The organism is Anaerolineae bacterium (assembly GCA_013178165.1).
In the GTDB taxonomy this organism is placed as follows: domain Bacteria; phylum Chloroflexota; class Anaerolineae; order Aggregatilineales; family Ch27; genus Ch27.
In genome coordinates, this window is sequence record JABLXG010000016.1 from 18,392 (window position 1) to 31,298 (window position 12,907).

At 61.1% G+C, this 12,907-nt stretch carries 10 protein-coding genes; 4 read left to right on the forward strand and 6 right to left on the reverse strand.

What is annotated here, in order from left to right:
• The first annotated feature begins 47 nt into the window (after nt 1-47).
• The 4 genes from HPY64_11105 to HPY64_11120 all read left to right on the forward strand — a co-directional run bounded on the left by HPY64_11105 (nt 48) and on the right by HPY64_11120 (nt 5,103).
• The gene (locus tag HPY64_11105; GenBank protein ID NPV67683.1) at nt 48-1,493 is read left to right on the forward strand and encodes an aldehyde dehydrogenase family protein; all 1,446 of its coding nucleotides are present in this window, start codon (nt 48-50) and stop codon (nt 1,491-1,493) included.
• A gap of 8 nt (nt 1,494-1,501) precedes the next feature.
• A complete protein-coding gene (locus HPY64_11110; GenBank protein NPV67684.1) occupies nt 1,502-3,043 on the forward strand; it encodes a sugar ABC transporter ATP-binding protein in 1,542 nt (513 codons plus the stop codon).
• Nucleotides 3,030-4,025 (forward strand): ABC transporter permease, encoded by a 996-nt coding sequence (locus HPY64_11115; protein NPV67685.1) that lies wholly within the window; start codon nt 3,030-3,032, stop codon nt 4,023-4,025. The genes HPY64_11110 and HPY64_11115 overlap by 14 nt, the downstream gene beginning before the upstream one ends.
• A 124-nt stretch (nt 4,026-4,149) precedes the next feature.
• Complete coding sequence (locus HPY64_11120; protein NPV67686.1) at nt 4,150-5,103, forward strand: substrate-binding domain-containing protein; 954 nt, start codon at nt 4,150-4,152, stop codon at nt 5,101-5,103.
• A gap of 197 nt (nt 5,104-5,300) precedes the next feature.
• Here HPY64_11120 and HPY64_11125 read toward each other — a convergent pair whose 3' ends face one another.
• The 6 genes from HPY64_11125 to HPY64_11150 form a co-directional block, all read right to left on the reverse strand.
• The gene (locus tag HPY64_11125; GenBank protein ID NPV67687.1) at nt 5,301-6,155 is read right to left on the reverse strand and encodes a carbohydrate ABC transporter permease; all 855 of its coding nucleotides are present in this window, start codon (nt 6,153-6,155) and stop codon (nt 5,301-5,303) included.
• A 34-nt stretch (nt 6,156-6,189) separates the two neighbouring features.
• The gene (locus HPY64_11130) at nt 6,190-7,125 is read right to left on the reverse strand and encodes a sugar ABC transporter permease (protein ID NPV67688.1); all 936 of its coding nucleotides are present in this window, start codon (nt 7,123-7,125) and stop codon (nt 6,190-6,192) included.
• Between the two features lie 111 nt (nt 7,126-7,236).
• Nucleotides 7,237-8,508, reverse strand: coding sequence for a sugar ABC transporter substrate-binding protein (locus HPY64_11135; protein ID NPV67689.1), 1,272 nt, complete (start codon nt 8,506-8,508; stop codon nt 7,237-7,239).
• Between the two features lie 62 nt (nt 8,509-8,570).
• Nucleotides 8,571-10,292 (reverse strand): hypothetical protein, encoded by a 1,722-nt coding sequence (locus HPY64_11140; GenBank protein ID NPV67690.1) that lies wholly within the window; start codon nt 10,290-10,292, stop codon nt 8,571-8,573.
• 30 nt (nt 10,293-10,322) lie between these two features.
• Nucleotides 10,323-11,354 (reverse strand): LacI family DNA-binding transcriptional regulator, encoded by a 1,032-nt coding sequence (locus HPY64_11145; GenBank protein NPV67691.1) that lies wholly within the window; start codon nt 11,352-11,354, stop codon nt 10,323-10,325.
• 270 nt (nt 11,355-11,624) lie between these two features.
• Nucleotides 11,625-12,791 carry a DUF362 domain-containing protein gene (locus HPY64_11150; GenBank protein ID NPV67692.1) on the reverse strand — a complete coding sequence of 389 codons (1,167 nt, stop codon included), beginning with the start codon at nt 12,789-12,791 and terminating at the stop codon, nt 11,625-11,627.
• Between the last annotated feature and the right edge of the window lie 116 nt (nt 12,792-12,907).

Below are 12,907 nucleotides of genomic sequence, written 5' to 3' on the forward strand. Positions count from 1 at the left end.
TTGTGGTTCGTGAGCCAGAACATCCAGATGGAGGAAGCGGTATGAAGATGCTGATCGACAGCCAATGGGTCGAAGCCTCTGATGGTCGCTGGAAGGATGTGATCAACCCGGCCACCGGTGAGGTTATTGACCGGGTTCCCCTCGCGACGCTGGAGGACGCTGCGCGGGCGCTGGAAGCTGCCCAGCGCGGCAAGGAAGCGATGCGCCGGTGTCCTGCGCATGTGCGATCGGCGATTCTGGACCGCATCGCCGATGCGCTGACAGCCAACCTGGAGTCGCTCAGCCGGTTGCTGGCAGCGGAAAACGGCAAGCCCATCCGGCAGACGCGGGAAGAAATCGGCGCAACAATCCGGATCTTCCGGGGATTTGCTGAAGAAGCGAAACGCATCATGGGGCGTGTTGTGCCCATGGATGCTGTCCCAGGGCAGGAGCGCCATCTCGCCATGACGATCCGGCAGCCGTTGGGGGTGGTGGCGGCGATTGTGCCCTTTAACTATCCGGTTGAGCTTTATGCGCACAAGGCGGCCCCGGCGCTGGCAGCAGGGAACGCGGTAATCACCAAGCCGCCCAGCGATTGCCCGTTGACGTTGTTGAAGATCGCCGAATTGATGGAAGAAGCGGGGCTACCCAGGGCAGCTCACCAGGTCCTCACCGGGCCGGGGCAGCTTATCGGTGATTTTCTGGCGCGCAGCCCTGGCATCCAGATGGTCACAGTGACCGGTAGCACGCAGGTCGGTATCAGGATCGCGGAACTGGCTGCCAAGCATCTCAAGAGGGTGCATATGGAGCTTGGGGGGAACGATGCAACCATCATCCTTGAGGATGCCGACCTGGAAAAAGCGGCAGAGGCGGTCATCCTGGGACGCCTGGCACGCGGCAACGGGCAGATTTGCTGCGCGGTCAAACGCATCTTCGTTCACGCTTCGGTTTATGAGCGCGTCGCCGAGCTGCTGACGGCCAAAGCCAAGGCCCTCAAGGTTGGCGACCAGTTGCAGGAAGATACCGACGTGGGGCCGCTGATCAACGAAGCGGCAGCCATCCAGGTTGAAGCCGTGATTCGCGGCGCCGTTAAGGCTGGCGCTGTGGTGAGGGCAGGGGGGACCCGCCAGGGAGCTTTCATCACCCCGACAGTGCTCACCAATGTTCCCCCCAGTGTCGAGTTGTTCCGGGAAGAGACCTTCGGCCCGGTTGCTCCGCTGGTCGCCTTTGATACGGTGGATCAGGCGGTGGCCATGGCCAACGATAGCCCCTATGGGTTGCAGGCGGCGGTGTTTACCCGCGATATCTCCCGCGCCTTTGATATCGCCTACCGGTTGGAAGCAGGGGGAGTCATCGTCAACTGGTCATCCGCCCTGCGCGTGGAGAGCCTGCCCTTCGGTGGCATCAAGATGAGCGGCCATGGTCGTGAAGGGCTGCATGACACCCTTGACGAAATGACAGAGCAGAAGGTGATTCTGGTGCACAACGCGCTGACCGTGTTCGACCAGCAGTGAGGCGCAGGATGACAGACTCTCCTTTCCTCCAGATGAGGGGGATCAGCAAGAGCTTTGATGGCACCCAGGCGCTGCGCAAGGTCGACTTTTCAGCTTCCAGGGGAGAAGTCCACGCCATCGTCGGCGAGAACGGGGCGGGCAAGACCACGCTCATGAGAATCCTTGCCGGTGCTCTGCGCCCGGATGCTGGCGAGATTCGGCTGGCAGGCAAGGTGGTGGAATTGAACACGCCCCATGACGCCTTCCGGCTGGGCATCCGTACTGTGTACCAGGAATTCAGCCTTATCCCCCACCTGACCATCACCGAGAACATCCTGCTCGGCCAGATGCCGGTGAGCAAGTTGAGATGGTGGGTGGACTGGGCTGAAGCTCATCGCCGGGCGGAGGAAATCCTGCGGGAAATCGGCTTCACCGGCATTGATGTGCGGATGCCGGTGTCCCGGTTGAGCGTGTCGCGCCAGCAGATGGTCGAGATCGCCAAGGCGGTAGCCGAACGGCCATCCATCCTGATCCTCGATGAGCCGTCCGCTGTGCTTTCCCAGGAGGAACTGAAGCTTCTTTTCACCCTCATTCATAAGCTCAAGGAGGAGTCCGCGCTCATCATCTACATTTCCCACCGTCTGGATGAGGTCTTTCAGGTTGCCGACCGGATCACTGTGCTCAGGGATGGCGAGGTGATGGGTACGGTGGTCGCCCGCGAGACGGACGAAGCGCAACTGATCCGTATGATGGTCGGTCGGACGCTGGAGGAGTTCTACCCGACTCGCCGGGCCACACCCCAGCGCGAGATTCTGGCGGTCAGGCGTCTCAGTCGCGAGGGCGAGTTCAAGGATGTCTCTTTTTCGCTTGCCAGCGGTGAGATCCTGGGGTTGTTCGGGCTGGTGGGCAGCGGGCGCACGCAGCTGGCGAGGACCCTCTTTGGCGCCGATCCGCTGACATCCGGGGAGATCTACCTGGATGGCGCACCGTTCCGCCCGCGTTCGCCGGGGGATGCGGTGGCGGCGGGGATTGCGCTGGTGACTGAGGACCGCAAGCGCGATGGGCTGGTGATGAGCTGCTCGATTCTCGACAATACCAGTCTGCCCACCATGCAGCGGATGAGCCACGGAATCTTTCTGGATCGGCAGAAGCAGCATGGTCTGGTGCAGGCAAAGGTAGAGGAACTGAATATCCGTCCCCCGGTCGTTGATCGGCTGGTACGGACGCTCAGTGGCGGTAATCAACAGAAGGTCGTCCTGGCCAAATGGTTGCTTTCCGAAGCCAGGGTGCTGATCCTGGATGAGCCGACGCGCGGGGTAGATGTTGCCACCAAGGTTGAGATCTATCGCATCATTGGTGACCTGGCCGACCGGGGCGTTGGCATCCTGCTGATTTCCTCCGAATTGCCGGAGATTCTGGGGATGTGCGATCGAGCGCTGGTCATGAGGGAAGGCCGACTCGTTGGGGAGTTCGCTAGATCGGAGGCCAGTGAAGAGGGCTTGCTGGCAAGCGCCGCCGGGGTGATGCCAGCCATGCTGCAGACAGGAGGATACACCAGTGCCAACCGGTAAGCCTGTTCAGCCGTTGCAGAATGCGGGCAGCGTACCTGTGCTGGTGAGGAAGTGGCTCGCTGGATGGGCGCATCGTCGCTGGGTTGACTATGCTTTCGTGGTGGGGCTTGTCATCCTGGCCATTGTGGTCGCCAGCGCCACGGATGTTTTCTTCACCCAACGGAACATCAGCAATCTGTTCCGGCAGATCGTTACAAATGGGCTGGTCAGCCTGGGGATGCTGGTGGTCATTCTGACTGGCGGTATCGATCTGTCGGTTGGCCCGATCGTCGCCCTGACCGGCATCCTGGCCGCTGGCCTGACAGACCGAATCGGATTGGCGCCGGCGTTGCTGGTGGCGTTGCTGGTCGGTCTGGTGGCGGGGGCTTTGAACGGCTTCCTGATTGCCCGTTTCAAGTTGCCGCCGTTCATTGTCACCCTGGCAACCCTGAGCGCCTTCCGCGGCCTGATCTATGTTTACTCGGAGACTCCCCAGACGCCTCAGAACCCCGCCTTTCGCAGCCTGCTGGGTGGCGGCTTTGTTGGCCCCATCCCGGTGGCGGTCATCGTCATGTTGATCTGCTACCCCCTGGTCTGGATATTCCTGAACCGGACGACGGTGGGACGGGCGATCGTGGCACTTGGTGGTAACGAGGAAGCAGTCAGGCTGGCGGGCATCAACGTCCGGCGTCATATCGTGCTGGCGTACATTATTTCCGGGTTCTTCTCGGCCATCGCGGGCATTCTGCTGGCTTCCCGCCTGGGGATTGCCCAGCCTAATGTCGGGAGCGGCTATGAACTGGACGCCATCGCGGCTGTTGTGATTGGCGGGGGTGTTCTGGGCGGCGGCGGTGGCGGGGTAGTCGGCACTTTTGGCGGCGTCCTGGTGCTGGGGGTGATTGATAACCTGCTGAACCTGTTCAATGTACAGTCCTACTACCAGCAAATTCTTAAGGGGCTGATCATCGTTTTTGCGGTGTTGGCCCGTCGAAGAGAACAGTAGACCATCGCTGGCAATAACCACGCCTGTGTGGCGCGGGAAAGGAGGGGGGCTATTGCAGTAAGGGTGTCCTGAGAAAAATGTACCGTCAGCTCTGTAGAGTCTCAGTTAAGGAGGAGGATACGCAATGAACAAGACCCGCATCTTGGGACTCTTGTTGGTGGTCGCCCTGGTTGTCCTGGGTGGTCAGGCCGTGGCCCAGGAACCTGTTACCATCAGGATCGGGATGGTCAACTTCTCGCTGTGCTGCCCGTACTTCATCGGGATGTCCAAGGCCGTTGAAGAGGAAGCAGCGTACTACGACAACATCCAGCTGCTCATTACCGACGCCAATGGTGACGCTGAGAAGCTGACATCCGATGTTGAAGACCTGCTGGCGCAGGATGTTGACGGGTTGATTGTCAGCGGCGCCTGGCTGGAGGCAGCCCCGGCTGCTCTGGATGCCATCCAGCAGGCGGGTGTTCCGGTCGTCCTGGTTGACCGCAAGCTGAAGGGCGGCGACTATACCAGCTGGGTCGGCCCGGATAACTACCTCATTGGCGTGCAGGATGGCCAGTATATCGCCGACAGGCTCGGTGGTGAGGGCCTGCTGGTTGTCCTGCGCGGCGGCCCCGCGGACAACTCGATCGGTCTGGACCGGACCAACGGTATGCTCTCTGTAGTTGAAAAGACTAACATCCGCGTGGAGATGGCCCCGGACTTCGGCGGTTGGAGTTCCGATGGTGGCTTCACGCTGATGGAGGATATGCTGGCCCGCTTTGACAAGATCGATGCTGTCTTCTGTGAAAACGACTCGATGTGCCTGGGCGCGATGCGTGCCATCGCTGATGCAGGCCGCAGTGAAGAGATGTTCCTGTGCGGCGTCGATGGTGAGAAGGCTGCGCTGGAAGCCATCATGGCTGAAGGCTCCAACTACGCTTGCACTGGCCGCAACAACTCGGATCAGATCGGTCGCGCGGCGTTCCACCGGCTGATGGCCATCCTGGCCGGGGCCAACCCGCCGCATGACACCGTGCTGCCTTCGCCGTTGATCACGATTGACAACGTGATGCGGCACTACGATCCGGATAGTGTCTTCTAGGCAGAGGTTCGCTGTTTGAGCAGCAGGCGCCGGGAGCAAAGCCCTGCGCATAGCCCGGCCAGAAGATCGATCAGCCCCCGCAGTGTTGGCACGTTGGCCCCTGCGGGGGCTTCATGTTGCAGTGACGTTCAGCGGGAAGATGCAGTCCGTGCCGGTTGCGCCGGGTGGCGTGTACCGGTTCAGGCGTAGAGTCCGGACTACGCCTTTACCGATCCGCCGGTGAGACCCTGAATATAGTAACGCTGGAGCATCAGGAACATCAGGATGCTGGGCAGGATCGAGATGGTCACGCCGGCCTGCAATGCGCCCCAGTCCACCGCCCCGTACAGCCCGGTATTGACGCTGTTGAGCAGGATGGGGAAGGTGAACATCGATTGCTGGTTCATGAAAATCAGCGCGGCTAGAAATTCGTTCCACGCATTCAGGAAGGCGTAAATCCCTGCTGTGATGATGCCGGGCAGCACAATCGGCAGCATGACGCGGTAGAGCAGGCTGACCGAGGAGCAGCCGTCCAGGAGGGCGGCTTCCTCCAGTTCCCGCGGGACAGTGTCAAACGAATTGCGCATCACAAACACGCCAAACGGCAACTGGAACGTGATATAGACCAGCGCCAGGCCGGGCAGCGTGTTCTGCAGTTTAAGGCGAGTCAGGATCAGGAACAGCGGCGTGAGGATAGACTGGAACGGGATCATCAGCGTGGCCAGGATCATCAGGAACAGCACACCCTTGGCCGGGAATGAAAAGCGGGAGAAACCGTAACCGGCCAGTGTGCTGAGGATGATCGTCCCGACAACAGTCATCACCGAGACGCTGATGCTATTGAACAGGTAGCGTCCGGCGCCGGCCCCGAATTCGTTTAGCTTGAGGTAGTTATCCCAGGTGATGCGCGAGGGCAGGCCGGTCGGCGGGATGGCCGCCGCTTCCGCGGGGGGCTTGACGGACGTGATCACCGACCAGGAGATCGGAAACAGGAAGATCACCGCCAGGCTGATGAACACCAGGTATAGCAACAGCCTGGAAACCAGCCGCCGCCATGATATGGATCGACCCATGAAGAGAGAATGTGCAGTCATAGGCAGGGCCATCTCAATAACTGATCTCGCGGTGCAACAGGCGCAACTGCAACATGCTCAGGATCACCAGGAAACCCATCAGGACAAGCGACAACGCCGCGCCGTAGCCCATCTTGAAGTAGGTGAACGAGTTGTTGAAGATCCAGTAGACGACGGTGATCGTCTGGTTGCGCGGGCCGCCGCGGGTCATGATGTAGAACTGGTCAAAGGCCAGGAACGATCCGATGACCGAAAGCACCAGGGCCAGGGCGATGGTCGGGCGTAGTAGCGGCAGGGTGATATGGCGCAGCCGCCCCAGGTAGCTGGCACCATCCACCATAGCGGCCTGGTAGATCTCCTGAGGGATGGCCTGCATGCCGGTTAGCAGGAGCACCATGGTAAAGCCAACCGTCTTCCAGACTACTGACACGATGATGGCAAATAGAGCCGTGTCAAACGATCCCAGCCAGACCAGCGATCCCTGAAGCAGGTTGACCTGCCGCAGAATGGTATTGAAAGGACCAACACGGTCGTTGAGCAGCCAGACCCACAGCAGGCTGGATGCGCCAAGGCCGATCACCACAGGGATGAAGTACGCCGTCCGGAACAGGCCAACCCCACGCAGGGGGAGGTTGACCAGCAGGGCCAGCACAAACGCCAGGATGAAAATCGGCGGGGTCACCAGCAGGGTGTAGCGGATGGTGAACCCCAGGCTTGTCCAGAACTGACGGTCGGCGGCGAGGGTGTCGTAGTTGCCCGAACCAATGAAGCTTGGCGTGCCGATCAGCGGCCAGTCGTGAAGCGACATCCAGATGGTCATCAGCAGGGGGATGATGAAGAAGAGCAGGGTGAAGGTGACCGCTGGCAGCACAAAGAACAGGCCGGCCAATTGCCGGCGAGAAGGCAGGTGCCTTGCCCGGTTACGTCCCTTGACAGCGGTTTCTGCGGGTCTGTTCCTGATGGTCTCCATTTCGCTCATCTCTACTGCATTGCCGGGCCGGAATGTGGCCAGCAACTGGGTTTGACCCCCAAAGGCGGCCAAACCCAGTTGCGTTCTTAAAGGTCGAGCAGCGGGGCCGGGCTAATCCTGGACCTGAGCCATGATCTCCGTGAACTGCTGCTGAGCATACGCAATGGCCTCGTCGATCTGGCCGTCAAAGACTGCCTGCTGGATCATCGCCAGCCAGGGGCCATTGGAGTCGTTAAAGAGCTGGTTGTAGACCAGGCTGTAGGGCGTCCGGCCAAGCGCCATCGCCTGGGCGTTGGTGGTCAGGCGCGGGTCCTCTTCAAAGTACTTGTTCTCCGCCAGGTCGGTGCGAACCGGCAGGGAAGCCGTCCGGGCGAACATCTCAAGCTGAACTTCGTCTGAGAGCACCCACTCGATAAACTCGAATGCTTCCTCAGGATACTTCGAACCGGCAGGAATGCCAATCGAGTCGCCACCGGCGAAGGAGGAGACGCCCCCTTCCTTGCCGGGCAGGAAGGTGATGCCAAAGTCGATCTCTGGATGTTCGTTCTTCAGGGTGCTGATCGAGAACGCGCCAGAACCCATCATCCCGATCTTGCCGGAGAAGAACGCGCTCAGGAATTCTGCGCCGGCGTCAACCAGGGCGGTCTCTGGCATCAGCCCCTCAGTCCACATCTGATGGTAGAACTCCAGCGCTGCCTTGACCATCGGATCGGTCAGTGTCGCTTCGGTGGCGTCTTCATTGAGGACATCACCACCGCTGGCCCAGATCAGGGGCAGGAAGGTGAAGGCGTTGCAGCCTGCGCAGGCGCCGGAGAAGTAGAAACCATCGATATCCTCACCCAGGGCGGAGATGGCTACTGCAGCGTCGTAGATCTCCTGCCAGTTAGTCGGTGGCTGCTCAGGGTCCAGGCCGGCTTGCCGGAACAGGTCCTTGTTGTACAGCAGCACCGAGGCTTCCGCGTTGAACGGCAGGGCGTACAGGCCGTCTTCATAGGTAGCCAGACGGATATGCGAAGGGCTGAGGGTATCAAAGAACGGCAGCCCGGCAGCAAGCTCGCTGATCTCGGTTAACTGCCCGGCAGCGGCGAACTGTGGCACGTAGATCAGGTCGATGGCCAGCAGATCCGGCGGCTCGCCAGCCGCGATGGCAGTCCCCAGCTTGGTGATGTATTCCGCAGCCGGGATCAGGGTGACTTCGATCTGGTTGTCGTGGGAGGCGTTCCAGGCGTCAGCCAGGGACTGCACGAGTGCTGCGGCTGAGTCACGCGACCAGAAGGCGATGGTCACCGGCTCCTGGGCTGAGGACGGCAGGGACAACGCAAGGGTGGCCAGGAGGATCGCCAGCACGGCGACGACTCTGGCATGGCGGGACAGGCGTTTCATTTTCCACTCTCCTTATCACTCAACTAACGTTCTTTTCGCGATGGTCGGGCTGGCCGGGGCCATTAACCATCGTGACTACCCTCTGCTATGGCGCGGCAAACCCGGACGACTTCGTCACGGTAGCGCTCCAGGGTGTCATCCACGATGCCCAGGGCGCGAATATGGCCGAAGGTCGGTTCGCGCATCGGGGCAAAGGTGAAGCCGCGCTCGTGAACGCCGGTGCTGACCGGGCCGGGCGCTCCTTCGGCAAGGTGTCCTAGCGCCCGTGCGTAACGGGTCAGCAGCTGCGGAAAACGATACTGCCGATCGACACCGAGCCAGCTCTGGTTAACCGGCAACAGGGCCAGCAGCGCATCCCACCAGCCCTCGCCAGCAATCAGCAGGCCCGGATGCCGCTGGTGCAACTCCGCAATCAACATCCGGTAGCCGTCGTAGAGGTTGTAGCGGGGATCGTTGAACCAGCAAGCGGATGTATCCAGGAAGACGCCCGGCACATTGTAGTCGTGTACTACCGCGCTGACCTGTTCCAGCAGATGCTGGCGAAAGACCGGCTCGCCAGGGTTCAGGAAGACCTGATCTTCCTCACCAAACCGATCGGTGTCCCAGTCCGGGCAATTCACCAGCTTGATGTACGAATCAGTGCGGCTGCGGAAGGCGGAACGCTCCCAGTCCGGGTAGACCTGAATGTTGGCCCCGTGCATCCCGAACATGGGCATGACTTTGACGCCCAGTTCACGGGCTGTTTCTATGAGCTGGCGGAAGGCTGCCTCCCCGCCCAGGTCGGGGCCGGGTCGGTAATTGGGATAGGCGTAGTAGTAGCGTCCTTCCCAGCCGGGGATATAAGCCAGGATGTGCTCGCCGGGGATGTGCCGGGTGACGAAGCGCAGGGTTTCCGCCATCCGGGCGAAGGTGTTGAAGACATACCCCGTCCAGTGCTGGCCGTGCAGGTTCAGTACCAGCCGGATATCCCGCATCCAGGCCGGGACGTCTGGCCGGGTTTCCCAGCGTTGCAGGCCATAGGCGCTTTCAAGAAACGCCAGATGTCCCTCAAAGTCGGCTTCGACTTCCGCAAAGGTGTCGCATACGCGCAGGCGCATGTCGGGCGTATCGATCCGGTCGCCCCAGCGGGCAGCGTCTTCCTCAAAGATCAGTTCGACGATGGGTCGCTGGTGATTGTATGGCGGCTGGTGAACGTATAGCCGTTTGGCACGGACTTCCGGATCGCGGATGCTGACGCAGACAAACCCCTGGTCGTCGGTTTCGCCGGCGCAGGCCCAGGGCGTCAACCATTCCGGCCATGGATAGCGCCAGCGCAGAGGCCGCAACGGCGTGGTTCGCCAGACCTCATTGGCTTCGCTGATCTGATCAGCCCCGAAACTGGCCTGGGTGGGCTGCGGGTTATCTGCCTCGCGAGTTTCCCTGGCCGCCGAGGTGGGCTGCCACCAGCCCGCGGCCAGCGCCTTCTCCGGCAACCCCCGCAGCAACAGCTTGACGACCTTGAGCGGCTCGGTGTGCCGGGCGGAAATCCGCCAGTTCCACGCGCCATCCTGGCGGGTAAGGTAGACTTCGACGCGGCCATGGGCGCGTTGCTGTTGCCCGCCCCAGCTCAGCCCATCACATACCAGATGCAGGGATTGCCCATCCTCAGTAAGCCTGATCTGGGCCGGGGCCAGTCCGTACAGGTTGCGGGTCGTGAAAATCTGGACGCTCCACTGGGCGCCCGGCAGGCCCGGCAGGTCGAAGTACGGATCGCGGGGATCGTAACTGAGATCGTAAACAGTCACGGCCAGTCTTCTTTCCACAGCGCCTGCCGGTCAATCCGGCGGCGCTCCACAGGAGAGACGCTTAACCAGCGTGCAGGGCACGCGGTGAATGACACGGTGGGGTGGTTCCCCCTGAATGGCCTTTAGCAGCAGTTCGCCGGCCAGCGACCCCATTTCGTAAAGGGGCAGGGCGACGGTCGTCAGGGGCGGGCGTTGATAGCCGGAGAAGTAGCGGTTGTCAAAGCCGACAACCGCTACATCCTGCGGGATGCGCAGTCCGAGTTCGTGCAGGGCATCCAGTGCGCCGGCGGCCAGGCTATCACTGGCGCAGAAGATCGCGTCAGGCGGCTGCGGCAGCGCCATCAACTCGTGGGCCAGTTCGTAACCGCTCTGTTCGTTCCACTTGCCTGTTCGCACCAGTGCCGGGTCAAATGGGATGCCGTGGTTTCTGAGGGCCTGCTGGTAGCCAATCAGGCGTTGCTGGCTGGCTTCGAAGTGCAGCGGCCCGTTGATGAACCCGATACGCCGCCTGCCCAGGTCCAGCAGGTGCCGGGTGCCCAGCGCTCCGCCGCCCAGGTCATCCGGGATGATGCAGGGCACGTCGACATCTCTGGTGTACTGATACAGGTAGACGACCGGCACGCGGCCTAGTTCCAGCGCTGGCGCGCCCCGTTCGCGGACCTTGTAACCGCTCATCAGGATGACGCCGCTGACCTGCTTGGCCAGCAGAACTTCCAGGTGAGCGCGTTCGCGGGACATTTCACCATAGCTATTGCAGAGAAAAACGCTGAACCCCTGGGTACTGGCCACTTCCTCGATGCTGCGCATCATGGCCATGGTGAAGACACCCTCAAGGTCGTCGGTGATCAACCCGATGGTCGCCGTGTGGCTCTTGCGCAGACTGCGGGCGATTACATTCGGGCGGTAGTTCAGCTTGTCGATCGCCGCCAGCACCCGTTGCCGTGTCTCTTCGCTGACATAGGGCACGTCATTGATGACTTTGGAGACGGTGGCCGGGGATACCTCAGCCAGCTGGGCGACATCGTGTATGGTGACGGCGTTGGCGGAACGCTTGCGACTCATGGTCATCTTCGCCAGGGAGGTTGAACCATAAATCGATTTACTATCTGTAGTGTAGGAAGATTTTGGTGTGATGTCAAGCAATTCGGAAAACGTTTTATATTAGAGGTGTTGAGGGGGACACGGAGGGAGCCTTGCCAGGATTTCGCGGGTTGGTGCGCTGGGTACTGCCAGCATTCCCCACAAAAACAAACGGCATCGCCTGCTGGCGATGCCGTCGGCGATGCCGTTTTCAGTTGCGCCCGGCCTGACTTCCCCTGGCGGGCCTGCCACCTACTTCGGCGCGGCTGGGATGTAGGTCACCCGCTTGAAGTCCGGCTCCCTGACCGGCATAACGTCGACCAGCGTGTACTCGCGACTACCCAGACCCATGGCCTCGGCCATCGCCACCTGGGCGTATACGTCTTTGTATGGGCCGTGGATGTGCTGGAAGGGGTGGCCTTCCCGGGTGACGATCTCCATCATGCCCGGCAGGTTCTCCTCGATGATCGGCGTCTTGGCCAGCATATCCAGCGTGGCTTGCTCCAGCGCCACCAGATCGTCGGAGCCAAAGACGCCAGCGTCCGGCAACACCGGCAGGCCGGTGAATCCGAAGCAGTCGCATACCGGGGTCATCTGGGTCGCCAGGTTGATGAATACCGCCTGGCCTGGCTCGAAGGTATCCAGCACCAGCTTGGCCGCAATTACGCAGACTTCCAGGAAGGCCAGGAAGTTGCTGCGCTTGATCTCAAAGGCGCCCTTGGCGACGGCCTGGCAGCGCATGCACTGATTACACTGGTTGTAGTGCAGGTGCAACGCTCCGGGGTCTTGCTTGTCGTCCACAATTGCGCCATAGGGACAGGACTCTTTGATGGCGATGCGGGTCGCCTCGTCCGGGCAAAGCTCCTTGTGGAAGTATGCGTCAAAATGGCAGGTGTCGTGCATCGCGCTGCGCGTCTTGCCGGCGAAGCAGCCCAGGGCTAAGTTTTTGAGGGCCGCACCCCAGCCTGAATCCGGGTGACCCTTGACATGCGCCAGGTCGATCAGGAAGTCGGCCTCCTTGATCGCGCCGCCCAGGAGGAATTCAGTCACGTTGCGGTAATGGTAGGGGATCCGCTCGACCCACTTCTCATCGAGGCCGGTGCTGGGATACAACGGACAACCCAGCGTTTCCGCCGTATAGCCGCGGGTGTGTGCGTCCGCGACCGCGTGGGGCAGATCGGTGACAAACGGCTTACCGCCGCCATCCAGCACTGCCTGCACCACCCGCCGCACAAAGACCGGATGCACCATAGAGTAACCGACATTGCCTCCCAGGTGCATCTTGATCGCCACGCGCTTGCCGCGCACCCGCTCGCGTAGCTTGAGTTGCTCCAGGATGAGGTCCAGTTTGGCCGGTAGGGTTTCCGCGCTGTCCAGTTGTACCTGCCGGGGCGATCCCCAGTAAACGATGTTAGCCATGTAATCCCCCTTTTCCAGAAGCGTTATTGCTCAGAGTATCCCATGCCTGCTCCGATTCGGACAGGGGAATCTGTCAGGAATCTTTTGCGCCAGATCGCCTGACCGGATGTCGACTG

What these genes read in the sequence shown, in the direction of transcription:
- HPY64_11105 (NPV67683.1), top strand. Translation starts at nt 48, where the DNA reads ATGCTGATCGACAGCCAATGGGTCGAAGCCTCTGATGGTCGCTGGAAG.
- HPY64_11110 (NPV67684.1), top strand. Translation starts at nt 1,502, where the DNA reads ATGACAGACTCTCCTTTCCTCCAGATGAGGGGGATCAGCAAGAGCTTT.
- HPY64_11120 (NPV67686.1), top strand. Translation starts at nt 4,150, where the DNA reads ATGAACAAGACCCGCATCTTGGGACTCTTGTTGGTGGTCGCCCTGGTT.
- HPY64_11125 (NPV67687.1), bottom strand. Translation starts at nt 6,155, where the DNA reads ATGGGTCGATCCATATCATGGCGGCGGCTGGTTTCCAGGCTGTTGCTA.
- HPY64_11130 (NPV67688.1), bottom strand. Translation starts at nt 7,125, where the DNA reads ATGGAGACCATCAGGAACAGACCCGCAGAAACCGCTGTCAAGGGACGT.
- HPY64_11135 (NPV67689.1), bottom strand. Translation starts at nt 8,508, where the DNA reads ATGAAACGCCTGTCCCGCCATGCCAGAGTCGTCGCCGTGCTGGCGATC.
- HPY64_11145 (NPV67691.1), bottom strand. Translation starts at nt 11,354, where the DNA reads ATGAGTCGCAAGCGTTCCGCCAACGCCGTCACCATACACGATGTCGCC.
- HPY64_11150 (NPV67692.1), bottom strand. Translation starts at nt 12,791, where the DNA reads ATGGCTAACATCGTTTACTGGGGATCGCCCCGGCAGGTACAACTGGAC.